This window comes from Streptomyces sp. NPDC005262 (assembly GCF_042872425.1).
Taxonomy (GTDB): domain Bacteria; phylum Actinomycetota; class Actinomycetes; order Streptomycetales; family Streptomycetaceae; genus Streptomyces.
Genome location: NZ_JBIAKK010000003.1, coordinates 602,780 through 628,528, shown reverse-complemented (window position 1 = coordinate 628,528; position 25,749 = coordinate 602,780). Strand labels below are relative to the sequence as shown.

Genomic DNA, 25,749 nt, shown 5'->3' with positions numbered 1-25,749 from the left:
ACCTGGACGTCCAGGATGTTCCGTCAGGTGCGACGTATGAGGATGCTGATCACGTTGGCCCAGACGACGGTTGCCATGCCGGCCCACTCGATCCAGCCCAGGTTCTGCCCCAGAACGATCCATCCGACCACGGCCGCCAGGACGGGGTTGACGCTCATGAACAGACCGAAGGTCTGCGCGGGCACGTGCCGCAGGGTGAACAGGTCTGCGAGATACGGCACGGCGGAGGACAGGATGCCGGCGGCGACGGCGCAGGCGGCAGCCCCCGCGGTCGGCGGATGCCGGACGACGATGACGAGTCCGACCGGCAGGAACACCAGGGCGGAGAGGCCGGCGGCGGCCGCCGATCCCTCCGCTCCGGAGATGCGGCGGCCGACGGTGCGGTTGAGCAGGATGTAGGACGCCCAGCAGACGGCGGCCAGCAGCCCCAGACCCATCCCGACGTAGTCGGCGGAAGGCTGCGGGCGCATCAGGGTGACGACGCCCGCCGCGGCGATCAGCGCGCAGCACGCGTCCACGCGGCGGCGTGAGGCGGCCAGAGCGATGCTGAGCGGTCCGAGGAACTCCAGGGTGACCGCCAGCCCGAGGCCGATGCGGTCGATGGCGCTGTACAGCGACAGGTTCATCGTTCCGAACACCAGCGCCAGCAGCAGTACCGGCCACCACTGACGCCAGGTGAAGGCACGCAGACGGGGCCGGCCGACGGCCAGCAGGACGATCGCGGCGACGTACTGGCGTGCCGCGACGACACCGACAGGCCCCAGGACTGGGAAGGCCAGGGAACCGATCGCGGCGCCGGTCTGGTTGGAGAGACCGCTGCCGAACATGGTGACCACACCGGCCAGGCGCCTTCCGTCGGGCCCCGGGGCGGGGGGCGCCGAGACGGTGCGGTGCGCGGGTGCTGCTGGGCCTGCGGGAGCTGCTTGCATGCCCCGATCGTGCGACCACACATCTCTTGCGCAAAATGCATGGGCCGATCCATCTATACGCTTGAGTCATGGATGTGGAGCTGCGGCAGTTGCGCTGTCTCGTCGCGATCGTCGACGAGGGCAGTTTCACCGATGCCGCCCTCGCGCTCGGTGTCTCCCAGGCGGCCGTGTCCCGCACGCTGGCCTCGCTCGAACGCGCTCTTGGGGTGCGGCTGTTGCGGCGTACCTCCCGTGAGGTGACTCCGACCGCGACCGGACTGCGCGTGCTGGCGCAGGCCCGACGCGTGCTCGGCGAGGTGGCGGACCTCGTCATGGAGGCAACGTCGGGCCACACCCGGGTGCGGATCGGATACGCCTGGTCTGCCCTTGGCCGCCACACGCTCGCCTTCCAGAGAGGCTGGAGCGGCGCGCACCCCGAGACCGACCTGCAGCTCGTCCGCGTCAACTCCGGTACCGCCGGGCTGGCGGAGGGCGCCTGCGACCTCGCCGTGGTGCGCAGGGCGCTGGACGACCGCCGCTTCGACTCCGCCATCGTGGGGCTGGAACGGCGTCTGTGCGCCATGGCCGCCGACGATCCTCTGGCCCGGCGCCGCTCTGTCAGGCTCTCCGACATCAGCGGGCGCACGCTGCTCATCGACCGGCGGACCGGCACCACCACCACGGAGCTGTGGCCGCCGGACTCCCGCCCGTCGACCGAGGACACGCGCGATGTCGACGACTGGCTCACCGTCATCTCCACGGGCCGCTGCGTGGGAATGACGGCGGAATCCACCGCCAACCAGTATCCGCGGCCCGGCATCGTCTACCGGCCGGTACGCGACGCCGAACCGATCGCGGTGCGGCTCGCCTGGTGGCGGGACGAGCCGCATCCCGCCGCTCAGGCCGTGATCGAACTGCTCACGGCGCTCTATCGCGCGGGGTGAACCCGCGTCGCGAGGCCCGGAGCGTTGAGCGACTTCGAGGCGGCCGAGGACGCGGGCGGCAGGGAGGCGAGAACCGGCCCCGGGCACACGCGTGGATGCCGGCGTTCAGCCCATCCGGACGGCGGCGGTGATCCAGTCCGCCCGAGCCCGGCGCCGGATCCCGTCGACCTGCCGACGCAGGTTCCGCGCCGGACGACCGCCCCCTGCGACCGGCAGCAACGCCCCGATCACCGCCCACACCCCGTCCGTCAGATCATGCCGCCCAACCGCGTGACCCACGCGCCCGCAGCATGCCCACCCCGCAGGTCACAACCCACTTCCGAAACACGCCGCAGTCGCGGCGGTCGTCTTCGATCAGACGGTCGGGTCGGGCATGATCTCCCGGACCTCTTGCGCACAGCGGCACGCGGCGGCGATCTTGGCAGCCCACTCCAGCGCGTCCTCGCGTGAGGGCACATCGATGACCGAGAACCCGCCGAGGACGGCCTTGGTCTCCGGGTACGGGCCGTCGGCGACGGTCCCATCGGTGGCCACGACGCTCGCCCGCTGGCTCTCCAGTCCACCGCCGAAGACCCACACGCCGGCGTCCTGAGCCTCACGCACCACCTCGTGCGAGGCCTCGGCCACCTCGGGCAACTCCTCCTCGGGGAAGGTCATCGCGCCATCATCGAACGAGATCAGGTACCGCGTCATACATGGCTCCCTAAGGGCTGTCCCGTAATCCCTGGTGGATCAGCGCGCGGCGTCAGATGCGGTGCAGCGCAAGGCGGAGGGGTGTCCTCATACTGGACGTATTCGGGCGTTCCGACAACGCAGCGAGGTGCCGTAGCTGTCGTCGTGCGCCCGCCAGGGAATAGGGACAGCCCTTAGGCCGTCGGCGTCCTTCGACCGCCTCTCACCCTACGACGAACGCCTCCCCTCAGAACCGACACTCTCCCCGGCTTCCGAAACAAGCCCGACGGGACAGCCCTTAGGCTTGCGCGGTCAGAAACCGGTCCACCCACAGCCGTAGCATCTCGTCGTCGAATGTCGGGTCCTCGCGCAGCACGCCGGTGAGCGCCAGGCCGCGATGCAGGACCAGCAGTGATTCGCAGAGCAGGGCGAAGTCCTCGCGCGCCGCTGTCTCCGGGCCGAAGATGTCGGCCATCACCGCACGTTGGGCCGCGCCCACGTCCCGCTCGGCCGGAAGCAGTGCCGCCCTGAGGTCGGCGTCGGTGCGGGCCGCCAGCCACAGTTCCAGGCCGGCCAGGAAGTACGGGCCCGACATCGCCGTGCGCAGCAGGGCGAGCCCTTTCTCGCGGCTCTGTGCGCCGCCGTCCGTCTCGGCGCGGATGTGCGCGAGTCGCAGCTCGGCGACATGGTGGGTGGCGGCCGCCAGCAGGTCGGCCTTCGAGGCGAAGTGGTGCAGCAGGGCGCCGCGGGAGACACCCGCCCGCTCCTGTACCCGCTGGGTCGTGGTTCCCGCGAAGCCGTGCTCGACCAGACAGCTGATCGTGGCATCGAGGAGGCGCTGCCGGGTCTCCTCCCGGCGTTGCTGCTGGGTGCGGCGTGGAGCGGGCATGGCAGCGAGCGTACGACAGGAGAGGGAACCAACAAACAGTCTGGACGGACTGTATGTGGCGGGTCTATCGTCCGGCGCATGCTTGCCGTAGACCTGGTTCGCCGTGGTGCCGCGCGTTTCGCAGGGCGTACCGCCGTGCACTTCGAAAACCGTTCCCTCACCTACGCGGAGGTCGACGAGGCCGCCAACCGCCTGGCCCACGTCCTCGCAGGACTGGGCGTCGGCCGTGGCGACCGGGTCGGGCTGCTCCTCGGCAACGGCCTGTGGTCCGTCTCCGTCGACTTCGCCTGCCTGAAGGCCGGGGCCGCCCGCGTCCCCCTCAACGGCCGTCTCTCCGCCGCCGAACACACCCGCATGCTCCAGGACACCGGCGTGACCCTCCTGGTGTACGGGCCGGAACTCGCCGAGCGTGCGCTCGAACTCGGCGCCGCCGTACCGGGGCTGGCGTCGGCCTGCCTCGGGAGCCCCGACCCGGCCGGCCACCTCGACCTGCTGGCGGCCATGCGCGAGGCGAGCCCCGCAGACCCGATGCTGCCTGCGGCGGCGGACGACGTGATCCTGATCCTCTACACGTCCGGCACCACCGGAACCCTCAAGGCCGCGCAGCACACTCAGGCCAGCTATGCCGCGATCAGTGCGAACATCCTGTCCAACCTGGTCTCACCCGGCCGCGACGATGTGATGCTGCACGCCGCATCGCTCATCCACGCGAGTGGCACCTTCGTGCTGCCCTACTGGGTACGGGGAGGTGCCTCCGTCGTCCTCGGCGGCTTCGACCCGGACGAGTACCTGGCGGCCATCGCCCGCTACGGGGTGACCGCGGTCAACCTCGTCCCCACCATGCTCGGCATGCTGTTCGCCGACGGCAGCGCCGAGCGCGCCGACCTCGCCCGGCTGCACACCGTCGTCTACGGGGCCAGTCCGATGCCGCGCCCGCTCATCGAGCACGCCCTGGACGCCTGGGGCCCCAAGTTCGTCCAGTACTTCGGACAGACCGAGGCGCCGCTGTGTCTGACCGTGCTCGACAAGGACGACCATGCCGAAGGTGGTGAACTGCTCGGCGCCGCCGGACACCCGGTGGTCGACGCGCGGCTCGTCCTCACCGACGAGGACGGCGCCCCGGTCGCACCGGGCGGGATCGGCGAGGTCCGGGTGAAGGCACCGTTCGCGATGGCCGGGTACCACGACGCGCCCGAACTGACCGCCGCGAGCCTCACCGAGGACGGCTGGATCCGCACCAGAGATCTCGCACGCTTCGACGACCGCGGCTACCTTCACCTCGTCGACCGCAGCAGCGACATGATCATCACGGGCGGCTACAACGTCTACCCGCGCGAGGTCGAGGACGCCCTCGCGAGCCACCCCGCGGTCGGGCAGTGCGCCGTCGTCGGTGCCCCCGACTCCACCTGGGTCGAGGCCGTCACCGCCTTCGTCACGCTGCGGCCCGGGGCCGCGGTCTCCGAAGCGGCCCTGCGCGATCATGTGCGCGCGCGACTGGCCGGCTACAAGGTGCCAAAGACCGTGCACTTCGTTGAGGCCATCCCCTACTCGCCGGTCGGAAAGATCCTCCGCCGGGCCCTGCGTGACCCCCTGTGGGAGGGAAAGTGAAGACCGAACACTCTGCCGTGCGGATCGAGCGTGACGGCCCCGTCCTCACGGTGATTCTCAGCCGCCCCGAGGTCCGCAACGCCGTCGACGGGCCGACCGCCAGCCAACTCGCCGACGCTTTTCGCGAGTTCGAGTCCGACCCGGACGCATCTGTCGCCGTGTTGTGGGGCGAGGGCGGCACCTTCTGCGCCGGAGCGGACCTCAAGGGCATCGGCACGGAGCGCGGCAACAAGGTGCTCGCTGACGGCGACGGCCCCATGGGTCCCACCCGGATGCGGCTGAGCAAACCCGTCATCGCCGCGGTCTCCGGCCATGCGGTGGCCGGCGGCCTGGAACTCGCCGTCTGGTGCGATCTGCGGGTCGCCGAGGAGGACGCGGTCTTCGGTGTCTTCTGCCGGCGCTGGGGCGTGCCCCTGGTGGACGGCGGCACGGTGCGGCTGCCGCGCCTGATCGGTGAGAGCCGCGCGATGGACCTGATCCTCACCGGCCGCCCGGTCCCGGCGACGGAGGCGTACGACATCGGGCTCGCCAACCGGCTCGTGGCGACCGGTGAGGCACGTCGCGCGGCGGAGCGACTTGCCCGGGAGATCGCGGCCTTCCCCCAGCTCTGTCTCCGCCACGACAGGCTCTCCGTCCGCGAACAGCACGGCCTCTCCGAGCCGGACGCCCTGGCGGCCGAGTACCGGCACGGCCTGGTCCCGCTCAGCGCGGGGGAGACCCAGGCCGGGGCCGACCGGTTCGGCGGTGGTGCGGGCCGCCACGGGTCGTTCGACGAGTGAGCCGAAACCCGGCTGACACCGGAAAGGGGCTCGACCTACGCTCGCCGGATGACGTCACCCAGCTACCCGGTCAAGCCCCGCCCCGACGTTGCGCCCTGGAGATTCTGACGGGCTGCTCATGGCCGACCGCGAGATCCGGCCCGTCGGCGACAACGCAGGCAGCGTGCTCTTCCTGGAGACATCCGAGGTGATGCCCTCTGTCGACGAGGTCTACCGGATTCTGCGAAGCATGGCGGGAGCGTGGGCTCCTGCAGCAGTGCCCCGCGCTGATCACGAGGCGGGCGAAGTGCTGGTCATTCGCCCAGTCGCTCGGCGCCGAGGAGGTGGACCGGTTCCGCGCGGAGCAACGGCAGCCGATTCTACGCGCGTTGAGTGCGTAGGCCCCCGACACGTTGACCGTCCTCGATGTCGGCCTCGGCCACACGGACCCGTAGGTGGTGATCACGTACGGCGGGAAGAGCGACTGCAGCCCCGCGCCCAGGTCCGCGGCGTACCGCGCGGCCGGCAGTAGTGCTCACCCTGCAATGGACCGATGCTGACACTGAGCCGATGAACTCGTCAGGATTTGGCTGACTTCACCATGCGGAGAACGCTGCGCCAGGTGTGGCAACGGATCCGTCTCATGCAGATCATCAGATTCTTGGCCGGTAATTCATCCGCTGATGAGAGTGGTCATCGTGGGATCCGGTGTCTCCGGGAGATTCGCGGCATCGACGTCATGTGAATAACGCCGCTGGGTGCGTACATTCGGGTGGTCTGCACGCCTTGAGTTCCTGACGAATTATGACGCCATAACGGTCATCGCGTAACTTTGGTGACAGTGCCGGAGGTTCGGAATCCGGCCTCTCCGGCACTGCCCTCGGGCGCCCGTGTCAGCCGTATGGCATCAGCCGGATCCATGCCATGCCATTCCATCCCACACCGACTCCATGAGATGTGACCAAGTGAAACGTAAGCGATTGTGGACAGGGCTCGCCGCAACGGCCGTGGTTGCCTCCGGGGCCGCTGTCTGGGCGGTTCTGTCCCAGCCGGCCGCCACCTCGGAATCCGAGGACAAAACCGCGGTCCGGGCCGTCTCGGAGGCGCAGGCCCTCCTGAGCGCCGGCCTTATGCAGTCGCGGTACAAGGATTTCTCCGGGGCGGCCATCACCTTCAAGCGGGTGGTGGCTCTGGATCCGGACAACAAATTCGGCTGGTACAACCTGGGTTACATCGCGCACCGGGACGGCAAGAAGGCTGATGCCCGTGCGGCCTATGACAAGGCGTTGAAGATCGATCCGTCGTTCGAGCCCGCCTTGTTCAACGAGGCGCTACTGCTCAAGTCGAGCGAGCCCGACCGTGCCATCAGACTCCTGAAGCGTGTCGTTGCGCACAACTCGAAGGCCGCCACGGCCTACCTGCACCTAGGGGAGGCCCTGGCGAAGAAAGGTCGCGACGACGAGGCCCAGGACGCATTCGGCCGCGCCGTTGCGGCCGACCCCAAGCTGCTCTCCTTCGTACCGGAACCTTTCCAGAATTCCGCAAGCCCCTCACCGTCAACCAGCCGAGCAGCTACTACCGAATGACGTCGACTGCGGCACCGAGGTTATCCGTCTTCACTCCCAGCCGCAGGCCGTGTTTCCTCGAAGGTTGCCTGGCCACCCTGCGGGCACAGACCTGGTCGGACTGGGAGTGGATCGTCCTGCTCAGCAACGGCGCCCGGTGGCGGCCTGAGCAGCCCGATGAGAGTGTCCGCGTGTGAAGATCGCGGACGACGCACGGCGTCGGGGCCGCCGAACGCAGGGCCTGTGAAATGGCACGAAGTTGCGGCAGCGTTTGCCGTACAGCCAGGCGGTGCGCACGAAGTAGCCGGTGTGGGGCAGCAGCTCGACCACTTGATGCCATACCGGTGACTTTGGGTCTTTCGGGACGGCAAGGTGGTGGTCTTCTATCTCCACCTTGCTGCGCACTCGTCACGCTCCGCATGCCCATCGGCACAGCGACCGAGTCATACGCTGGGGCAGCCGCCCCACCACCCGACGTCTCAAGTGATCCATTTGTCGGTCGGACGAAATCTGTTCCAGGCTGTGGCCGACGCTGCGCGGGCCGAGCAGACCGATGTTCTGGCACAGCAGTACAGCCAGGACCGCGGGCCGGTGAAGCCCACGGCGTGGCGGAGGTCCTCCAGGACGGTGAGGGCGACTCGCTGTTGGGCAGGGGCTTGGCGAAGACCTTCTTGCCGATCGGGGTGAGCCGGTGCCCATGATGCATGCTCTTTCCGACGCGCAAGCCGAGGAAGACGTCCACGGTCCAGCACCGTGCCTACCACTCGCTCGATGCCATGCCGGCCTGGGCTTCGGGGCCGTTCTCGCGCATCCACGATATGCAGACCTGCCGCCCGCGAACGGCCCGGCATTGCGCCCGGTCAAGCAGTGGTCGGACCTCCCATCAGCGTCTTCGGCGACACCCCCGTGGACTCGGTGCCACCACCCCCAGGCCATCCGATCAACAGGGGGCAACAGCCATGCCGGGCCCGGAGGCCAGCGTCCCTCTTGAAGGACCGCGAAAGACATAGTGGGGCGGCCGTTCAGCCAACTGGCTGGGGCAGTGCGGTGAAGCGGTGGAAGGCCGTGGCCAGTTCGGTGTCTCCATGGCCAGGTCACCGAGATCCCAAGGCGGAGGCGGCGTCCGCCGCGGGTGAGGTGGGCGGCGATGTGTAGCAGCCGGTAGCGGAGTCTCTTGGGTTTCGACAGCGGCGAGTTCGCCGTCCAGCAGGAGGACGCGGGCCCAGGTGAGGAGATCGAGCGCTGCGAGGCTGAGTTCGGCCCAGGTGGGGTTGACGTGGAAGTGGCGGTCGGGCGAGCAGCCGAAGCCGGCGCTCTTGCCGCACCGGATGTGGTCTTCGGCGGTGGTGTGGAGGCGATGGCGGGAACCGTCCAACACGCGACCAACACCGCCAGGTCGGGATCAGTGATCCGCGCCTTCGGATCCGGATTCAGCTGCTGGCGGACGTATTTCGAACCGATGAAGCCGGCGCCACCGGTCGCAAGCATGGGCATGGTCTTTCGACCTTCTTGCGCCCGCGTCCCGACGCCGGCCACCCGGTCACCCAGTACGTGCACCACCTGCGCTATTCACACTGGTGTTGTCATTCATCGCCGTTGCCTGAAACGAGGACAGTGCCCGCGAAGCCGAAGCCTCGGGGCACCGTCACTCATTCCCACGTGAAGCGGACAGCCGGTACTGCACCACCGCTCACATGGGAGTTATTCCACGTCGTGGCAGATCACGTAGGAGGTGAGTGTCTCGCCGACGGCGAGGGTGGCGGTAGTCGTCCACCCGGTGGCAGGGCCGGTACCGACGAACACCGGTGCATTCTGCGTGACATTGACGGTGACGCCGGGCGCAGTGGTGTATCCGCCGCCGAGAGCAACGTCGTTACCGAGGCACGAGGCGGTCGATGTGGCATTGGGGCCGACCGCTGCGTTGCCGGGCTGGACGTAGCTGTCAAGCGAGGTTGCGCCCGTGGGACCCGTCGGACCCGTGGCGCCGTCAGCTCCGTCGGCGCCGTCAGCGCCGTCCAGGCCGGGAGTGCCCGTGGGACCCGTGGGACCCGTGGCGCCGTCCAAGCCGTCAGCGCCGTCGGCGCCGTCAGCGCCGTCCAGGCCGGGAGTGCCCGTGGGACCCGTGGGACCCGTGGCGCCGTCAGCTCCGTCAGCTCCGTCGGCGCCGTCAGCGCCGTCCAGGCCGGGAGTGCCCGTGGGACCCGTGGGACCCGTGGCGCCGTCGGCGCCGTCAGCGCCGTCCAGGCCGGGAGTGCCCGTGGGACCTGTCGGACCCGTGGCGCCGTCAGCTCCGTCGGCGCCGTCAGCGCCGTCCAGGCCGGGAGTGCCCGTGGGACCCGTGGGACCCGTGGCGCCGTCAGCTCCGTCGGCGCCGTCAGCGCCGTCCAGGCCGGGAGTGCCCGTGGGGCCTGTCGGACCCGTGGCGCCGTCCACGCCGTCAGCGCCGTCCGCGCCGGCAGCACCCGTGGGACCCGCCGGACCCGTCGGACCCGTGGCGCCGTCGGCGCCCGGCGGGCCCGGCTCACCCGGATGGCCATCATGGCCATCATGGCCATCATGGCCCCGCGGTCCCCGCGGTCCCTGCGGTCCCTGAGGGCCACGGTCGTGATCGTCGTCGCGGTCGGCACTAGTGGCGCCGTTCAGGCCCGGGAGCCCCATGCTGTGCTCGGTGCCGGACTTGTGGATCGCCGCGGCGACGGCCACCGTGCTCGGGGCAATATTGAGCGCAACGGCAAGGGTGCCCGCCGAAACCAGCGTTGCGGTTTTGATGCGGGACATTCGGATCGATTTACGGCTCACCAGAGAACCTTCCTCACGGAACTTGGAGTGACCACACCGCGTGCAGGCGCACTCGATAAGTGCGGTTCAGTCGCATTCTTGTCACGTTGTTATAGCCACGGACATATGCATTCTTTTGCTCTCGGTGACGGAATGACCACGAGCTTGTCCGTGTCGTGGATGAAGATCACCCAAAGGGCGGCGAACTCCCGCATGTGCCGTCGTGCACATCTATGCGCCTGCTGAGGCGGAACTGTTGGGATCTCCCGTGTGAGCGTGGCACTCCAGCCTGGCCTCAGTGGAGGCCGCGAGGGTGTGATGAGTTCGTGGATGCACTCGACCTTCCCCATGCCGTTGGACGCCACGCTGCACCGTCCGCGGGAAGAGGATCCCCTTCACGTCGCAACCAGCGTGGTAGCCGGTGCTTGCTGCTCGGCTTCCCCGAGCGTGGGCGCCGCAGCGTCTCTCTCGGAGATGTGCGGCGCGATGTCCTCGGGCCGTGCCATCGTCGGCGTCGCACTGCGATGGGCCTTGTCATCGAGCCGAACCGCCTTCCATCTGGCGAAGGTTGTGGAGCCGGTCCGCATGTCGACCACTACATCGAAGACGGCGTCGCTTACGAAGGTGACCTACTTGGCCAGGCCCGGCGGGGCCGACGAATAGGGGATCCCGCGAATGGTGCCTGCCCCTTGATCGTGGACATCTCGGAGACTGGATCACGAGTGGTGCAGGGAGAAGAAGGGGCCACCCGAGTGGGGACATACAGGTATCCGGCTCCAGGTAGATCCGGGTGAGGTCGGTGATCTCCAATTCGCCGCGAGCGCTGGGCCGCAGGTCTCGGGCGATGTCCGCGACGTGGGTGTCGTAGAAATACAGTGCGGGCACGGCGTACCGGGTCCTCGGCCGGGCCAGTCTCTCTGCAACGGACAGCGTCTGGCCCGGCTCGTCGAAATCCACCACCCCGTAGGCCGAGGGGGCACAACTGCCAGGCATACAAGCCGCTTTGGCGCAGATAGCCACGATTTGTGTGAATGATTCGACGATCTGTGTGTATGCCCGGCAGGTTGGCAACCTGGTGCGCGAATACCCTGCCGCCGTTCACGTCGTTCTGGTGGGCCAGCGGCGTGTGGAACGGTGAGGCCATGAGTTTTGTCGCTTGCAGTGAAGTGTTCTGACTGCTCCGTGAAGCGGCCCTGTTATCTAATGCCCATATAAATCCCATCACGTAAATCCCACCACGGAATCCTCGTTCGGTGGGATTTCCGGGTGCCGGGCCTTAATCGGCACCGGCGAGCCTTGGACAAGGCCTCCAAAGTAGTCACTAAGGTCACAGATCCGATGCTGGCCCACTACAGCGGGTGCGACCTTGAAACCAACAGTCTGTCTGAACATGATCGTCAAGAATGAGGCTCCGACCATCCGGAAGTGTCTCGACTCGGTGCGACCTCTGATCGACACCTGGGTGATCGTGGACACTGGCTCGACGGACGGGACCCAGGACGTCATCCGAGACTGCTTCAGTGATCTGCCCGGGGTTCTGCATGAGCGTCCTTGGAAGGGATTCGGCGATAGCCGTACCGAGGCGATCGAACTCGCCCGCTCCAGCGCCGACTACCTGCTGTTCATCGACGCCGACGACGAGATGCAGGTACAGTCCGGGTTCCGGATGCCGGACCTGACCCTTGACGCGTACCGGGTCGCAGTGCACCACGGGCCGATCATCCATTGGCGGCCGGCGCTGGTCTCCACTCGGCTGCCCTGGCGGTATGTCGGGGTGCTCCACGAGTACATCGCGTGCAGCACCAAGTACAGCCTCGGAGTACTCGAGGGGGCCAACATCCTCATCGTCGGCGGCGGCGCCCGCCTCCGGGAGGACGGTGAGCGGAAGAAGTACCTGCGGGACGCGGAGACTCTCGAACAAGGATTGATCGAGGAACCCCGGAATGCCCGGTACATGTTCTATCTGGCGCAGAGCTGGCGCGACGCAGGAGAGCCGGAGAAGTCCCTCGCCGCCTACGACCGCCGGGCGGGCATGGCCGGTTTCGTCGAGGAGACGTACTGCGCCCAGGTCTACGCCGCACGGCTCGCCGCAAGGCTGGGCCGGCCGTCGGCCGAGGTGATGGACCGCTACCTGCGCGCCCACGAGAGCCGCCCCTCGCGAGCCGAGGCGATCGGTGACCTCGCCCGAATCTGCCGTCTTGAGAAGCGCTGGCCTCTGGCGTACATGTTCGCCAAGGAAGCGGCGCGCATCCCCTTCCCCAAGGACATCCTGTTCGTCGAGTTCTCGTGGCACGAATGGCGCGCGCTCGACGAACTCGCCGTGGCGGCCTCCTGGGTCGGCGAGCACCAGGAGTCTCTGCAGTGCTGCGAGCGACTCCTTGACGAGGGCAAGCTCCCCGACGAACAACGTGAACGGGTCACCAAGAACGTGGATTTCCTCCAGCGAAAGCTGGGCGCGGCGTACCGCGTGGTCGCCTGACCGTGAGGATGGGGGAGTCATGACCGTCACCAGCCTCACCGCCACGATTTTCCCGCGTACGTGCTGGGTATCGACCTGCTCCCACGTGTACGCAACTTCCACGGTCAGACCTTCCACCGCCCCCACCCACAGGTGCGCCACCAGCACATCGACGCCCTGTTCGCCACCGACCCACGCACCGCGATCAACTGGGGCCTCATAGAAAGCGAGTGGCCCACCCTCCTGCGCGTGGCCATGTCCGTCAAGGAAGGCAGTGTCTCCTCGGTCACCCTGCTACGGCGGCTGAACAACCACTCCCGCAAGAACCAGATCTACCAGGCCTTCCGCGAAGTAGGCCGCCCGTCAGGACCATCGTTCTGCTGCGCTACCTGCCAGACCCCGTCCTGCGCGAGCAGATCAGTCGGGCGACGAACAAGGCCGAGGCATATAACGGCTTCAACAAGTGGCTGCACTTCGGCCCCCTCGGCTACGTCCACAGCCGTGACATCGACGCCGCCACGAAACTGGTCATCGCCACAGCTCGTCCCGCGCCCGGCAACCGGGCAGACGCCCGCGTGTGGAGAGAATCCGGCCTGGCCGAACACTGCCAGGACGTGACCGTGCTGGCCGACGGCGCCTACATCAACACCGGGCCCGTCGTCCCGCACCGCAAACGCCCAGGACGTCCCCTCCTCGCGGGCGAGGAAGCAGACAACGCCGAGCACCGCAAGGTCCGCGCCCGCGTCGAGCACGCCTTCGCCCGCATGAAGAACTACAAGATCCTCCGCGACTGCCGGCAACGCGGCGACAGTCTCCACCACGCTGTCCAGGCCATCGCCCGCATGCACAACCTCGCCCTTACGGCATGACCAGCAAGGCCCCGAACCGCAGTTCAACCTGCCTACCCACACCCTTATACAACACGCTTTAGGTACGGGCGGAATGGATGGCTCGGGGCGCGGCTGAGGCGGAGTTGCCGACCGCCGCGGCAACCGGCCGGGCGGGGAAGCTGCTGGACGCCGTCGTGCTGCCGGCGGACCTGCCCGCGCCGCTGGCGACGCGATGGGGGTGGTGCGAGGCCAAGCACCTCCAAGGCGCCATCGCCGGGGAGGAGATGATGGGCAAGGAAGGCAAGACGGACCAGGTCTTGGCCTCGGTCACCGAGATGGCCGCGCCCGGCTACTGCCGTCCGCCGCATGCTGAGCGCGTCGTCCTGCTGCCGAGCGGGACAGTGACTATGTTTCCGGCATGACCGCCAGTTCAGCCATCACAGCGCCTCCTCTGATCACGCCGACCACGCCCAAGCCGCGAGTGCCGTACGAAGCCTGCCCTCTCTGCTCAGCCCCGGAGATCTCCACACTTCGGACGGGGAACTGCTCACAACATCCGCTGTACAAACCGGTGGTTGAGCCGATCATGACGTGGATGCGCTGCGCCGCCTGCAGACACGTCTTCACTGACGGCTACTTCTCGGATGAGGTGTGCGCGGAGGTCTTCTCCTCGACCAACCCGAACCAGCAGCCGGGCGCGTCGTTCGAGCAGAACCGGTACGTATCGGCGCGCATCGTGGAGCGGGTCGCGCGGTTCGTCCCGGAGGGCCGCTGGCTGGATGTCGGCTTCGGCAACGGATCGCTGCTGTTCACGGCGGAGGAGTGGGGCTTTGAGCCCGACGGGCTTGATCTGCGGCCCTCGACCGCCGAGGGAATGCGCCGCCTCGGGGTCGAGGCCCGCTGTGCGGACCTGACAACGCTCGATGAGCCAGGCCGGTACTCCGTTATCAGCATGGCGGACGTATTGGAGCACATGCCCTACCCCGGCAAGGGCCTGGTCGCCGCGCACCGGTTGCTGCGCGAGGACGGAGTGATCTTCGCATCGATGCCCCACTACAACTGTGCCGCCTGGCGGCTGCTCGACGCGGGCAACGTCAACCCCTACTGGGGAGAACTGGAGCACTTCCACAACTTCAGCCGCCAGCGCCTCTACGACTTCCTGGAAGAACACGGTTTCGAGCCCCTGAACTACTCGGTCAGCACGCGCTACCGCGTGTGTATGGAGGTGATCGCGCGTCGGGTCTGAAGCCTGCTGAGGCCGTCGGCAAGCAGCCCGAAGTGGGCAGGCCCTTGCCTGCGACGGAAGACCCGCGAGGGCGAGGTCAGCCGAGATACCGCCGGAAGGGATGACGGAGCCGCCGCAGTGGCCGTGATCAGCAGGTACCTCGGCGTGGAAGTGTACGAATCGTCCCCGGACACCGTGCAGATCATCAGACACCTCAAACGAGACGGCTCCGAGGCTGCGCACGGTCTCCCGGGGGCGAAAAAATCGCCTCCGTGCGGTGGGGGATCCCCTTGCGAACGCGACCTCAAGAGGCACTGCTATCCATTCCGCCCGTACCTCGGCTGACCCCTTATCAGTGACCGATCCGCCGTGGGACCTGGACGCCAATAACCACGTCAACCTCATCACGCCGAGTGTACGTGCGCCACTTCGGGCACCCCGAGTCCATGACCGACGAGCGGGTCAAACAACCGGCCCTGGTCGCACACCACGTGTACGGCTCGACCGATCTCGCTCACCCTCAACGCTTTGGCCACCCGGAACGCCGCCGCTCCAGACGCGCCGAACCGCTACCTCACCATGCTGAGCTGACCTCAGCGGTCCCCGACAGCCCGCCGCCGCTGCGCCACCTCGGTCAGGGCGGCAGGCTGCCAAGCACCGTCCGCCCAGTACAGGCCGGCGCCCGACTGCTCAGTTCACTCTCGATCCCACTCTGCACGCCTCAGCACGCTCTACTTCATGTTCCGCTTCGTCGACATCGCGGTCGGCTGGCTCGTCGGAGCAGCCGCCTGGGCGGGCGGCGGCCGGTCCGCGGTGGCAGGCGGGGGCGTCGCTGTCGCCGGGCCTGATCGTTGCTGCCCTGCCGCCGCGTCGCATGTTTGGTCCGACCACATGCCGTGTGTGACATAGTGGGATGAAGAGGCTGAGGCAGGGGGTGAACGATGCCCGTCGAGTGGCAACCCGTACGGCAGTCCCGTACGCATGAGCTCGTGCTCCAGAGCATCGAGGAGCGGGTGTTCGCCGGAGAACTCAAGGCCGGGGACCGGCTGCCGCCCGAGCGGGAGCTCGCGCCGGTCCTCGGAGTCAGCAGGTCCGCTCTGCGTGAGGCGCTGCGGGTGCTGGAGACGATCGGAGTCCTCGTCGCCCAGCCCGGCCGCGGCCCGGACGCCGGGGCGCGGATCGTACGCAACCCCGACGGCGCCCTCGGCCGGCTGCTTCGACTGCACTTCGCCCTCGGCAGTTACAGCCTGGAGGACGTACTGGAGGCGCGCGTCGTCCTGGAGCGGTCCAGCTTCGAGGCGGCGGCCACACACGCTTCCGCGGACGATCTCGACGAGGCGGAGCAGTTGCTCGTACGGATGGCGCAACCGGACGTCGGCGTGGCCGAGTTCAACGATCTGGACACCCGGTTCCACGTCCACATCGCCCGCAGTTCCGGCAACGATCTGACCTCCACGCTCACCTCCGCCGTGCGCGAGTCCGTGCGCCCGCTGATCCTGCGCGCACTGGAGGAGGCCGAGGACTGGCCGGCCACGGCGGCCGGCCTCAATGCCGAGCACGCCGAACTCCTGCGGTTGGTGCGCGCGGGCAAGGGGGCGAAGGCGGCCGGTCTGGTCGAGCGGCACATCCGTAGCCTGCACGGCACGCTGGTGGACGAGAAGTCGTAGCCGCGACACGACGGCGACCAGGGGACGGTGCGAACGCGCGCCGTCCCCTCAGTGTGTCCTGACCCTCTTCACGTTCCGGACCGAGGCTAGTATGGTCCGACCATACAAAGGCCAGAGAAACGATCGGAGAGGCCCCATGCGTATCGGACTCTTCGCCACCTGTCTGGGAGACACGCTCTTTCCCGAGGCGGTGAAATCCACCGCGGTCCTGCTCGCCCGCCTGGGGCACGAGGTGGTGTTCCCGCCGGAGCAGACCTGCTGCGGCCAGATGCACGTGAACACCGGCTACCAGCGCGAACCCGTCCCGCTCGTGCGGAACTTCGCCGAGCAGTTCGGCGACGCGTCGATCGACGCCGTCGTCGTGCCCTCGGGATCCTGCGCCGGATCGGTCCGCCACCAGCACGAGATCATCGCCGAGCGGTACGGGGACGCGGCGCTGCGTGCGGGCGTCGCCACGGTCAAATCGAAGACCTATGAGCTGTCGGAGTTCCTCGTCGACGTCCTGGGCGTCACCGGGGTCGGCGCGTACTTCCCGCACCGCGTCACTTACCACCCCACCTGTCACTCCTTGCGCATGTTGCGTGTGGGCGAGAAGCCCCTGAAGCTGCTGCGGGCCGTCGACTCCATCGACCTCGTCGAGCTTCCCGAGGCCGACTCCTGCTGCGGGTTCGGCGGCACCTTCGCGGTGAAGAACGCCGAGACGTCGACCGCGATGCTTCAGGACAAGATGCGCAACATCGCCACCACCGGGGCGGCCGTGTGCACGGCCAATGACTCGTCCTGTCTGATGCACATCGGCGGCGGACTCTCCCGCATCGCGTCCGGCACCCGGACGCTGCACCTCGCCCAGATCCTCTCCTCCACCCGCACCTCGCCGTACGTCCTGACGGAGGCCGTCCGATGAGCAGCACCTTCCTCGGCATGCCTGCCACCCCGCCCCGCTCCCCGTACGGGACGGGCAATCTGCGCGGCGACCGGAAGTTCCCGGCGGCCGCCCACGACGAGCTGCGCAACGAACAACTGCGCCGCAACCTCGGCAAGGCCACCCGTACGATCCGCGCCAAGCGCCTGAACGTCACCGCTGAACTGCCCGATTGGGAGCAGCTGCGCGACGCCGGCTCGGCCATCAAGACCGACACCATGAACCGGCTGCCCGAACTCCTGGAGCAGCTGGAGCGGAAGGTCACGGAGCGCGGTGGCACCGTCCACTGGGCGCGCGACGGCGTCGAGGCCAACGAGATCGTCGCCCGGCTCGTCCGCGCGACCGGATCGAAGGAGGTCATCAAGGTCAAGTCGATGGCCACCCAGGAGATCGGGCTCAACGAGCACCTCGAGTCGATCGGCATCACCCCGTACGAGACGGACCTCGCCGAGCTCATCGTGCAACTCGCCCACGACAAGCCGTCGCACATCCTGGTGCCTGCGATCCACCGCAACCGCGACGAGATCCGGCAGATCTTCCTCGATGAGATCCCCGGTGTGGACCCGCGGCTCGACAACGTGCCCGCCCATCTCGCCGCCGCGGCCCGCGCCTATCTGCGCGAGAAGTTCATGGCGACGAAGGTGGCGGTGTCGGGCGCCAACTTCGGGATCGCCGAGACCGGCACCCTGTCCGTCGTCGAGTCCGAGGGCAACGGCCGGATGTGTCTGACCCTGCCCGACACGCTGATCACCGTCATGGGCATCGAGAAGGTGCTGCCGCGCTATCAGGACCTCGAAGTCTTCCTGCAGTTGCTGCCGCGCTCGTCGACCGGGGAGCGGATGAACCCGTACACCTCGATGTGGACGGGGGTGACACCGGGCGACGGACCGCAGGACTTCCATCTGGTCCTCCTCGACAACGGGCGCACCGCCGCGCTCGCCGACCGGATCGGGCGCGAGGCGCTCAACTGCATCCGCTGCTCGGCCTGTCTGAACGTCTGCCCGGTGTACGAGCGGGCCGGCGGCCATGCGTACGGATCGACCTACCCCGGCCCGATCGGTGCGGTCCTCACCCCGCAGCTCGCCGGGATGCACGCGGCCGAGGACGACCCCAACAGCTCCCTGCCGTACGCCTCCAGTCTCTGCGGCGCCTGCTTCGACGCCTGCCCGGTCAAGATCGACATCCCGTCGCTGCTGGTCGAGCTGCGCCATCAGCACACCGAACAGTCCGGTACGACGGCGGAGAAGCTGGCCATGAAGGCGGCGGCCGGCGTGATGAGGAGACCGAAGCTGTTCACGGCCGCGCAGAAGGCGGCGGGGCTCGGCCGGGTCCTCGCCGGGCGGGACGGGAAGATCTCGCATCTGCCGCCCCCGCTCGACGGGTGGAGTGACAGCCGTGACACGGAGGCGCCGCCGAAGCAGTCCTTCCGCGCCTGGCTGGCGTCGGAGGAGGGCGCCGCGACCATGCGGGCCGCCGCCGAGGACGGCAGGAACCAGCAGCAGGAGGAGAAGTGACGACCGCTCGCGAAACGGTGCTCGGCCGTATCCGGGACGCCCTGGCTCTCGCACCCACCCCCGAATCGGCCATCCCGCGCGGCTACCGGACCGGCCGCACACTCCCCGACGACGAGCGGCTCGCGCTCTTCACCGACCGGCTCGTCGACTACAAGGCACAGGTGCACGCCTGCACCGGCGACCGCACCGCCGAAGTGATCGCGCAGGTGCTGCGGGAGCGTGGTGCCCGGAAGATCGGGGTGCCCGCCGGGCTCGACGAACGGTGGCTCGACGCGTACGACGGGGAGGTCCAGCACGACCGTGCCGACATTCCCGCGCCCCGGCTCGACGCGCTGGACGGTGTCGTCACCGGGTCGGCCGTCGGCTGCGCCGAGACCGGCACGATCTTCCTGGACGGTTCGCCCGACCAGGGGCGACGGGCGCTGTCGCTCGTCCCCGACCTGCACGTGTGCGTGGTGGATCTGTCGGCGGTCGAGGTGGGGGTGCCGGAGGCGGTGGGCCGACTGGTACCTGAGCGGCCGACGACCCTGATCAGCGGGCCTTCGGCCACCTCGGACATCGAGCTGGAGCGGGTCGAGGGCGTGCACGGCCCGCGGTCGCTGGTCGTGGTGATCCGCCTCGACGCATAGGGCGGGGTGGTCCGCCGGACGGCCATGAGGCCGCCCGGCGGACAGCTGGTCAGCGGTGCTCGACCGTCAGCGGTTCGAAGGCGATCCGGGTCGTCGCGCCGTCCTCCGCCCAGCCGACCTCGACCGTGTCGCCGTCCACGTTCATCCTGCTCACCGCCGCCCCGAGCGCCGTCGCGTCCGGCTGAGCCGTCAGGGACGCCAGGGACACCAGCAGCACCGTCCCTTCCGCGTCCGCGACGAGCCGGGGCACCACCGCCCAGCGGGTGTACGCCGTGCCCTGCGGGGCCCGTACCTCGTCCGAAGTCTCCCAGCCGTGCAGTCCGTGCAACGCGGACCGTACGGCGTCGTCCGGGCCGGTCGCCCAGCCCGTCTGTTCCACCCGTGCCCCGGCCGGCGCGCCCAGCACCCGGTGCACCCGCAGCTCGTACCTCCCGCGGACCACCGTGACGCTCTCGACCCGCAGCCCCGGCACCATCGGCGCACCCGACGTGAAGACGGGACGGTGCCAGGACGCGGCCCAGCCCCAGCCGTCACCCTGTCCGGCGCCCAGCGGGCGGATGCTGCGACGGCCGCTGCGCACCCCCTCGACGACGACGGCCAGATGGTTGTCCGCCGCGTTCGCCTTCGACGTGGGACCGGTCACCGTGGAGTACGACTGGCGGCTGTACAGCGGATCGTCCTGCACGCCCGACTCGCCCTCGTGCGGCCGGACATGGTCACTGCCGTGGTTGTGCAGCCGTACGATGCCGTCCGCCCGGGTGGACTGGATCAGCAGACCGGGCGCGGGCAGCGCCAGCACCCGGTCGGGGCCCTCGCTGGGCGCGGGTTCCTCGGTCGCGGTCCACAGCGGATGGCCTTCCGGAGCCAGCAGCGAGACGAACGCCTTGGACGCCCAGTACGGGGACGCGGGGCCCGAGTAGTGCTGCAGCGTCGCCTCGTGCGGGCCGTGCCAGCCCAGGCTCAGCAGCCCGTCCGTGCCCGTCGCACCGCGGTCCAGGAAGTAGCGCAGCGATCCGCTGATCACCCGCCGCGAGGCACCGGGGGAGAGCGGGGTGTGCCCGGTGACGGCGCCCAGCGCGACGGCCGAACCGGCGGCGAAGCGGTAGGTCAGCGAGCGACCGAAGTGGATGGGCGCGCCGTCGCCGCCGAACAGCAGCGAGAAGCTGTCCAGGTGTTCGCGCAGCCGCGAGCCGTAGTGCGCGGACAGCTCGGGGTCGCCCGACAGATGCGCGTCCAGTACCGGGTACAGGTGCAGCGCCCAGCCGTTGTAGTGGTCGAAGGCGGCGCCGTCGCCGTCCGCGTACCAGCCCTGTCCTCGGTACCAGCCCTCCAGCAGGTCGAGCGCCCGCTCCTTCGCCCGGGCCGTCTCCGCGTCGTCGCGGCCGACCGACTCCAGGAACGCGGCCACGGAGTAGGGGAACAGATACCAGTTGTTGGGTGCGGGTGTGTGCCGCAGCGCACCGCGCAGCCACTCCTCGGCCCGGTCCTGGACGCCCGGATCGAGCCGGTCCCACAGCCAGGGGCGGGTCAGCCGAAGCCCGATGGCGACCGAGGCGGACTCGACCATGGGCTGGCCCTGCACATGGTGGTCCAGGATCAGCGGCCAGGACTCCGGATCGTCCCGGCCGGGCGTCCGGGTACCGGCGGCGAGTCCGTCCGCGTACCGGTCGAGCCAGCCGTGCGGATCCTTCCCGTCCGCGCCCGCGACCCGGAACGCCGCCGCGAGGAACGTACGGGCGTAGCCCTCCAGACCGTCCGAGCGCACCCCGGATCCGGACGGCCGGCCCGGTAGGTCCAGCAGCGCGCGTCCGGGCGTCGACCACTCCCACGCGGCCCGCAGCAGCCCGTCCGCCGCCGCCTCCCAGTGCGCCCGGGTATAGCCGGTGTGCGGGCTCAGGTCGCGGTCGTCGGAAGGAAGTTCAAGGGGGGAGGTCATGCGAGGAATGCCAGCCTTTCGCGTCGTACGGGGTGGGCGAAACCGTCGCCCGCGGCCCACCGGCCGATCTCGCGGACCGCCAGGTCGGTCAGCCGCTGCCACTCGTTGCCCTGCGAGCCCGCGAGATGCGGAGTGATCAGGGCGTTGTAGCACTCCCACAGGGGGTGCGCGGAGGGCAGCGTGTCGGGGTCGGTGACGTCGAGGATTGCGCGGATCCGGTTCTGCCGGAGTACGTCGGTGAGCGCGTCCTGGTCGACGACCGCGCCCCGCGAGGTGTTGATGAGCACACCGTCCGGGCGCATCGAGGTGAGGAGTTCACGACTGACGAGCCCGCGGGTGGCGGGCAGCAGCGGGGTGTGGACGCTCACCACGTCGCTCTGCGCGAACAGCTCGGCGAGTCCGACCGGCCGGACACCCAGCTCGTCGGCGTCCGCCGCGGAGACGTAGGGATCGTGCAGCAGCACCCGCAGGTCGTACGGGCGCAGCAGCTCGATGACGCGCCGGCCGATCAACGAGGCGGACAGGATGCCCACGGTGCGGCCGTAGTTGCCGACCTCGGGCGAGGTGCGCAGCCAGTCGTCACGGTGGCGCTCGGCCCGGTACTCGCGGGCCCGCTCCAGGACCCGCTTGCCGGAGAGCAGGATCATCGCGACGGTGTACTCCGCGACCGGCAGCGCGTTGGCGGCCGCGGCCGAGGACACTTCGATGCCCCGGTCCCAGCAGGCCTCGGTGATGTGCCCGCGGACGGAGCCCGCCGTATGCACCACGGCGCGCAGCCGGGGAGCCGCCGCCAGCACGGTCTCGTCGAGCGGCGGGCAGCCCCAGCCGGTGACCAGGAGTTCGGCCTCCGCGAGTGCGGCGCGGGCACGGTCGGTGGTGAAGTCGTCGAGGACGGGCAGTGGTGCGAGGACGCACACCTCGGCGAGTGCGGCGAGGGATCGGGGGGCGAGGACGGCGGCCGCGGCATCCGGCTTCATGGCGACGACGGCGCGCGGCCGACGGGCTGCGGTGCGGGTGGTGCTGGACATCTTGCTCCTGGTACGGAAGTGGTCCGGGTGGCCCGGCTACTTGACGGCGCCCGCGGTGAGCCCCGACTTCCAGAACCGCTGGAGCAGTGCGAAGGCGAGGATCAGCGGGAGGACGGCGAGCAGCGAGCCCATGATCACGACGGGGTAGTACTCGGGGGACACGGTGGCGGAACTGTTCCAGGTGTAGAGCCCCAGACTGACCGGATACAGGTCCTGGTCGGAGAGCATCACCATCGGCAGGAAGAAGTTGTTCCAGATGGCGGTGAGCTGGAAGAGGAAGACGGTGACCAGGCCGGGCCCCAGCATCCGCAATGCGACCCGGAAGTAGGTGGTCAGCTCGCCGGCGCCGTCCACACGCGCCGCTTCGAGCACCTCGTTCGGCACATACCCCTGACTGAATATCCGGCCGAGATACACACCGAACGGATTGAAGAGAACCGGGATGAAGACCGACCAGAAGGTGTTGACCAGCCCGGTGCCGGACGCCATCAGATACAGCGGCAGGGCCAGCACCGTCTGCGGCACCATGACGGCGGCGAGGACCAAGCCGAACAGCTTCTCCTTGTGCGGGAAGCGGTACTTGTCGAAGGCGTAGCCGCAGGCGATGCTCACGAGGGCGCCCAGCGCGGCGCCGAGGACCGCGTACAGCAGGCTGTTGCCGTACCACCGCCCGTACAGTCCGCCGTCCATCGCGAACAGGTCCTTGAGGTTCTGCACGAAGGCGAAGTGGTTCAGCGACAGCACGTCGCTGCCGAACAGGGCGTCCCGGTCCTTCGACGCGGCGAGCACCAGCCACAGCACCGGCAGCAGCGTGTACAGCACCGAGATGCCCACCACCACATTGACGACGGAACGGCCGAGAAGCCGGGGCCGCAGCATGGCGGCGGTACGGGTGGGGCTCGTCGCGCTCATCGGGTGTCCTCCTCGGGGGCGTTGGCGCGGTTGGTCCAGCGGGTGACGCCGTAGGAGAGGGCGATCGTGCAGACCAGCAGGATGACCGAGGCGGCTGCGGCCAGGCCGTAGTTGTTACGGGTGAACGCCGCGTCGTAGATGTACATGCTGGGCGAGAACCGCGAGTTGATCATCGGGGTGGACTGGCTGAGCAGCATCGGCTCGGTGAAGAGCTGTAGCGCGAAGATGAGGGTGAACATCGCCACCATGACGATGGACGAACGCACCAGCGGCGCCTTGACCTGGAGTGCGGTACGGACCGGTCCGGCCCCGTCGACGACCGAGGCCTCGATGACCTCATGGGGCACGGCCTGCAGGGCGGCGTAGAAGACCACCATGTTGTAGCCGAGATTGCTCCACAGGGCGATGTTCACTATCGAGGGCAGGACGGTGTGCACGCCGAGGAAGTCGACGGTGATGTCGGCCTTGCCGAGCAGGTCGATCACCGGGCTGAGCCCGGGCGTGTACAGATACAGCCAGATGACGGCGGCGATGATGCCGGGCACGGCGTGCGGCAGGAACAGGCCGAGCTGAGCCCAGGAGCGCAGCCGTACCACCCCGGAGTCCAGCAGCAGCGCCAGCGCGAGCGCGGCGATCACCATCACCGGGATGTAGATGACGCAGTAGAGGAAGACGGTGGCCAGACCGCCGAGGAACGTCGGGTCGGTGAGCACGGCTGTATAACTGCGCAGTCCGACGAAGACCGTGCGCTCCGGGCCGAAACCGAGCCCCGGCTGGTCGTCACTGAAGAAACTGAGCCAGACGGCTGTTCCGACGGGGACCAGGAAGACCGTCACGAGAAGTACGAAGAATGGTGTCATCAGGGCGCCGCAGGCACCGAGTTCACGGCGCCGGGCCGACCTGCGGGCGGAGCGCGCGGGCGCGGCGGCCGACCGGGCGTTCGCCGGGTGCACGGGGGTGATCGAGGGGGTGGAAGCGGGGGCGGTCATGAGTGTCACCTGCCTCTCTGCTGCTGAAAAGGGGGGAAGTGGCGAACGGGGGTCAGTTGCTGCGCTCGGTGGTGGCGAGGCCCAGTGCCTTGAGGTCCGGCATGGTGCCCTGCTGGGCGGCGCGCACCGAGTCGATCAACGAACCCTGGCCGCCGCCCGCCCGTGCGAAGCCGTCCTGCATCACCTTTCCGGTGGCGGTCATCCGTGGCCCCCAGAGCCAGCCCTGCCGGATCTTGTGTGCCTCCTCCTCGAAGACCGTGTAGATGTCCTGGCCGCTGTAGTAACTGCGGTCGAAGGCCTTGCGGCCGACGGCGACCAGACCGGGGGCGGCCGGATACTGGCTGCTGCTGCCGCTGGACAGCCGGGCGCGCAGTGCGTCCGGGTGCGACACCTGCCACTCGATGAACTCCAGGGCGGCCTCCGGGTGCCGGCTGTCCTTGGTGACCGCGAAGGTGGAGCCGCCGTGGGTGCCGACGGCCGGTTTCGCCGGATCCCACTGGGGGAGCGGGGCCACGGCCCACTGGCCTTTCTGCGCGGGCCGGGCGTTCATCTGCGCCCCGGCGTCCCAGGCGCCGCTGAGCCGGACGAGGACCTGGCCGTTGCTGATCTGGGCGTCGCTCTGCCGGCTGTCCACCGCGTTCATGAAGACCAGGTCCTGGTCGATGAGCCGTTGCCAGTACGACGCGACACGGCGGGTCGGCTCGTCGGCGAGCGACACGTTCCAGGCACCGTCCGAGGTGTCGAACCACTGGGCGCCGGCCTGCCAGGCGAGCGCCGCGAACTGCATGGCACCGTCGGTGGCGAAGGTCGCCAGGCGCCGGTCCGGGGCCTTGCGGCGGACGGTCCGGGCCGCCTCCTCGAACTCGTCCCAGGTGCGCGGCACTTCGAGACCGAACTGCTGGAACAGGTCGGTGCGGTAGTGCATCAGCATCGGCTCGACGTCCAGCGGCACACTGAAGACGCGCTGCTCGAAAGTGGTGAGTCCCAGAGCCTGCGGCAGCAGCTTGGAGCGCAGTCCGTCGCCGATCAGACCGGTGAGCTCGCGTGCCACGCCGTCGATGGCGAAGCCCGGGACCTGGGGGTACTCGATGGTCGCGACATCCGGTGCGTTGCCCGCCCGGGACGCGTTGCTGAGCTTGGCGTAACCGCCCTGGCCTCCCGTGGGGATCTGCTGGAAGTCGACCTGGACGCGGTCGTGGGTGCGGTTGAACGCGTCCACGACCTCCTGGCTGCCGCGCAGGGCCGACCAGAAGGTGATGTGCGTGGCGCGCTTCGCGCCCTTGCTGCTGATGGTGCTGGTCCTGCTCGTGCTGCCCGACTTCGATGCGTCGTCACTGCTGCTGCAGGCGCTGAGCGCGCCCGTCAGCGGCAGGGCGGCGATCGAGGCGAGCACGGATCGACGGCTCTGTCGACCAGGCATGGGTGCCTCCCGCGGCTCCTGATTCGAGACACGGGAATCCTGATCGGCTGATCGGTACGGGTCAATAGATCGCTCAGGAGAAAATCAAAGCGGTCAA

The 25,749-nt window shown here is 68.9% G+C and carries 20 protein-coding genes and 3 pseudogenes; 13 read left to right on the top strand and 10 right to left on the bottom strand.

Going from position 1 to position 25,749, the window contains the following annotated elements; genetic code table 11:
- Window positions 1–23: 23 nt before the first annotated feature.
- Window positions 24–929, bottom strand: a complete 906-nt coding sequence (locus ACFYP5_RS12805) for a DMT family transporter (protein ID WP_389034251.1) — start codon at window positions 927–929, stop codon at window positions 24–26.
- A 68-nt stretch (window positions 930–997) separates the two neighbouring features.
- Here ACFYP5_RS12805 and ACFYP5_RS12800 point away from each other — a divergent pair, with 68 nt between their 5' ends.
- The gene (locus ACFYP5_RS12800) at window positions 998–1,852 is read left to right on the top strand and encodes a LysR family transcriptional regulator (RefSeq protein WP_389034248.1); all 855 of its coding nucleotides are present in this window, start codon (window positions 998–1,000) and stop codon (window positions 1,850–1,852) included.
- 354 nt (window positions 1,853–2,206) lie between these two features.
- On the opposite strand, the gene ACFYP5_RS12795 is transcribed toward ACFYP5_RS12800, so the two are convergent.
- Both ACFYP5_RS12795 and ACFYP5_RS12790 read right to left on the bottom strand, forming a co-directional pair.
- Complete coding sequence (locus ACFYP5_RS12795) at window positions 2,207–2,545, bottom strand: YciI family protein (protein WP_389034245.1); 339 nt, start codon at window positions 2,543–2,545, stop codon at window positions 2,207–2,209.
- A gap of 277 nt (window positions 2,546–2,822) precedes the next feature.
- A complete protein-coding gene (locus ACFYP5_RS12790) occupies window positions 2,823–3,413 on the bottom strand; it encodes a TetR/AcrR family transcriptional regulator (RefSeq protein WP_389034243.1) in 591 nt (196 codons plus the stop codon).
- 78 nt (window positions 3,414–3,491) lie between these two features.
- On the opposite strand from ACFYP5_RS12790, the gene ACFYP5_RS12785 reads away from it, so the two are divergent.
- From ACFYP5_RS12785 to ACFYP5_RS12775, 3 genes are all read left to right on the top strand, one after another.
- Entirely contained in the window at window positions 3,492–5,021 is a 1,530-nt protein-coding gene (locus ACFYP5_RS12785; protein WP_389034241.1) for an AMP-binding protein, read from the top strand.
- Complete coding sequence (locus ACFYP5_RS12780; protein ID WP_389034238.1) at window positions 5,018–5,800, top strand: crotonase/enoyl-CoA hydratase family protein; 783 nt, start codon at window positions 5,018–5,020, stop codon at window positions 5,798–5,800. The genes ACFYP5_RS12785 and ACFYP5_RS12780 overlap by 4 nt, the downstream gene beginning before the upstream one ends.
- A 944-nt stretch (window positions 5,801–6,744) precedes the next feature.
- A complete protein-coding gene (locus tag ACFYP5_RS12775) occupies window positions 6,745–7,365 on the top strand; it encodes a tetratricopeptide repeat protein (RefSeq protein ID WP_389034235.1) in 621 nt (206 codons plus the stop codon).
- A gap of 3,152 nt (window positions 7,366–10,517) precedes the next feature.
- On the opposite strand, the pseudogene ACFYP5_RS12770 reads toward ACFYP5_RS12775, so the two are convergent.
- Window positions 10,518–10,736 (bottom strand): annotated as a pseudogene (locus ACFYP5_RS12770) (dTDP-4-dehydrorhamnose 3,5-epimerase family protein); the annotation flags it as partial.
- Window positions 10,657–11,193 carry a sugar phosphate nucleotidyltransferase gene (locus ACFYP5_RS12765; RefSeq protein WP_389034233.1) on the bottom strand — a complete coding sequence of 179 codons (537 nt, stop codon included), beginning with the start codon at window positions 11,191–11,193 and terminating at the stop codon, window positions 10,657–10,659. The pseudogene ACFYP5_RS12770 and the gene ACFYP5_RS12765, both read right to left, overlap by 80 nt.
- A gap of 319 nt (window positions 11,194–11,512) precedes the next feature.
- On the opposite strand from ACFYP5_RS12765, the gene ACFYP5_RS12760 reads away from it, so the two are divergent.
- The 9 genes and pseudogenes from ACFYP5_RS12760 (at window position 11,513) to ACFYP5_RS12720 (ending at window position 19,367) form a co-directional block, all read left to right on the top strand.
- Window positions 11,513–12,601, top strand: a complete 1,089-nt coding sequence (locus tag ACFYP5_RS12760) for a glycosyltransferase (protein ID WP_389034230.1) — start codon at window positions 11,513–11,515, stop codon at window positions 12,599–12,601.
- A 60-nt stretch (window positions 12,602–12,661) separates the two neighbouring features.
- A pseudogene (locus ACFYP5_RS12755) lies at window positions 12,662–13,038 on the top strand (Tn3 family transposase); the annotation flags it as partial.
- 48 nt (window positions 13,039–13,086) lie between these two features.
- Window positions 13,087–13,449 (top strand): annotated as a pseudogene (locus tag ACFYP5_RS12750) (transposase family protein); the annotation flags it as partial.
- A 77-nt stretch (window positions 13,450–13,526) separates the two neighbouring features.
- On the top strand, window positions 13,527–13,832 hold the full coding sequence (locus tag ACFYP5_RS12745) for a hypothetical protein (protein ID WP_389034228.1): 306 nt from the start codon (window positions 13,527–13,529) through the stop codon (window positions 13,830–13,832).
- A 149-nt stretch (window positions 13,833–13,981) separates the two neighbouring features.
- The gene (locus ACFYP5_RS12740; RefSeq protein ID WP_389034225.1) at window positions 13,982–14,656 is read left to right on the top strand and encodes a class I SAM-dependent methyltransferase; all 675 of its coding nucleotides are present in this window, start codon (window positions 13,982–13,984) and stop codon (window positions 14,654–14,656) included.
- A 920-nt stretch (window positions 14,657–15,576) separates the two neighbouring features.
- Window positions 15,577–16,302 (top strand): FadR/GntR family transcriptional regulator, encoded by a 726-nt coding sequence (locus ACFYP5_RS12735; RefSeq protein ID WP_389034222.1) that lies wholly within the window; start codon window positions 15,577–15,579, stop codon window positions 16,300–16,302.
- Window positions 16,303–16,438: 136 nt separating this feature from the next.
- Window positions 16,439–17,206: a (Fe-S)-binding protein gene (locus ACFYP5_RS12730; protein ID WP_389034220.1), complete on the top strand. Its 768-nt coding sequence runs from the start codon at window positions 16,439–16,441 to the stop codon at window positions 17,204–17,206.
- On the top strand, window positions 17,203–18,738 hold the full coding sequence (locus ACFYP5_RS12725) for a LutB/LldF family L-lactate oxidation iron-sulfur protein (protein WP_389034218.1): 1,536 nt from the start codon (window positions 17,203–17,205) through the stop codon (window positions 18,736–18,738). Before ACFYP5_RS12730 ends, ACFYP5_RS12725 begins: the two co-directional genes overlap by 4 nt.
- Window positions 18,735–19,367 (top strand): lactate utilization protein C, encoded by a 633-nt coding sequence (locus tag ACFYP5_RS12720; RefSeq protein ID WP_389034215.1) that lies wholly within the window; start codon window positions 18,735–18,737, stop codon window positions 19,365–19,367. Before ACFYP5_RS12725 ends, ACFYP5_RS12720 begins: the two co-directional genes overlap by 4 nt.
- A gap of 49 nt (window positions 19,368–19,416) precedes the next feature.
- On the opposite strand, the gene ACFYP5_RS12715 is transcribed toward ACFYP5_RS12720, so the two are convergent.
- From ACFYP5_RS12715 to ACFYP5_RS12695, 5 genes are read right to left on the bottom strand one after another with little or no spacing between them, the layout of a single operon-like run.
- Entirely contained in the window at window positions 19,417–21,303 is a 1,887-nt protein-coding gene (locus ACFYP5_RS12715) for a DUF2264 domain-containing protein (protein ID WP_389034212.1), read from the bottom strand.
- Window positions 21,300–22,331, bottom strand: coding sequence for a hydroxyacid dehydrogenase (locus ACFYP5_RS12710; protein ID WP_389034210.1), 1,032 nt, complete (start codon window positions 22,329–22,331; stop codon window positions 21,300–21,302). Before ACFYP5_RS12710 ends, ACFYP5_RS12715 begins: the two co-directional genes overlap by 4 nt.
- A gap of 36 nt (window positions 22,332–22,367) precedes the next feature.
- Window positions 22,368–23,243 (bottom strand): carbohydrate ABC transporter permease, encoded by an 876-nt coding sequence (locus ACFYP5_RS12705; RefSeq protein ID WP_389034208.1) that lies wholly within the window; start codon window positions 23,241–23,243, stop codon window positions 22,368–22,370.
- Window positions 23,240–24,232 (bottom strand): carbohydrate ABC transporter permease, encoded by a 993-nt coding sequence (locus tag ACFYP5_RS12700; protein WP_389034205.1) that lies wholly within the window; start codon window positions 24,230–24,232, stop codon window positions 23,240–23,242. The genes ACFYP5_RS12705 and ACFYP5_RS12700 overlap by 4 nt, the downstream gene beginning before the upstream one ends.
- A 52-nt stretch (window positions 24,233–24,284) precedes the next feature.
- Window positions 24,285–25,652, bottom strand: a complete 1,368-nt coding sequence (locus ACFYP5_RS12695) for an ABC transporter substrate-binding protein (protein WP_389034202.1) — start codon at window positions 25,650–25,652, stop codon at window positions 24,285–24,287.
- Window positions 25,653–25,749: the final 97 nt, after the last annotated feature.

Coding starts and splice junctions, on each gene's coding strand:
- ACFYP5_RS12730 (WP_389034220.1), top strand. CDS start 16,439: ATGCGTATCGGACTCTTCGCCACCTGTCTGGGAGACACGCTCTTTCCC.
- ACFYP5_RS12710 (WP_389034210.1), bottom strand. CDS start 22,331: ATGTCCAGCACCACCCGCACCGCAGCCCGTCGGCCGCGCGCCGTCGTC.
- ACFYP5_RS12715 (WP_389034212.1), bottom strand. CDS start 21,303: ATGACCTCCCCCCTTGAACTTCCTTCCGACGACCGCGACCTGAGCCCG.
- ACFYP5_RS12805 (WP_389034251.1), bottom strand. CDS start 929: ATGCAAGCAGCTCCCGCAGGCCCAGCAGCACCCGCGCACCGCACCGTC.
- ACFYP5_RS12700 (WP_389034205.1), bottom strand. CDS start 24,232: ATGACCGCCCCCGCTTCCACCCCCTCGATCACCCCCGTGCACCCGGCG.
- ACFYP5_RS12785 (WP_389034241.1), top strand. CDS start 3,492: ATGCTTGCCGTAGACCTGGTTCGCCGTGGTGCCGCGCGTTTCGCAGGG.
- ACFYP5_RS12695 (WP_389034202.1), bottom strand. CDS start 25,652: ATGCCTGGTCGACAGAGCCGTCGATCCGTGCTCGCCTCGATCGCCGCC.
- ACFYP5_RS12790 (WP_389034243.1), bottom strand. CDS start 3,413: ATGCCCGCTCCACGCCGCACCCAGCAGCAACGCCGGGAGGAGACCCGG.
- ACFYP5_RS12705 (WP_389034208.1), bottom strand. CDS start 23,243: ATGAGCGCGACGAGCCCCACCCGTACCGCCGCCATGCTGCGGCCCCGG.
- ACFYP5_RS12735 (WP_389034222.1), top strand. CDS start 15,577: ATGCCCGTCGAGTGGCAACCCGTACGGCAGTCCCGTACGCATGAGCTC.
- ACFYP5_RS12795 (WP_389034245.1), bottom strand. CDS start 2,545: ATGACGCGGTACCTGATCTCGTTCGATGATGGCGCGATGACCTTCCCC.
- ACFYP5_RS12725 (WP_389034218.1), top strand. CDS start 17,203: ATGAGCAGCACCTTCCTCGGCATGCCTGCCACCCCGCCCCGCTCCCCG.
- ACFYP5_RS12760 (WP_389034230.1), top strand. CDS start 11,513: ATGATCGTCAAGAATGAGGCTCCGACCATCCGGAAGTGTCTCGACTCG.
- ACFYP5_RS12800 (WP_389034248.1), top strand. CDS start 998: ATGGATGTGGAGCTGCGGCAGTTGCGCTGTCTCGTCGCGATCGTCGAC.
- ACFYP5_RS12745 (WP_389034228.1), top strand. CDS start 13,527: ATGGCTCGGGGCGCGGCTGAGGCGGAGTTGCCGACCGCCGCGGCAACC.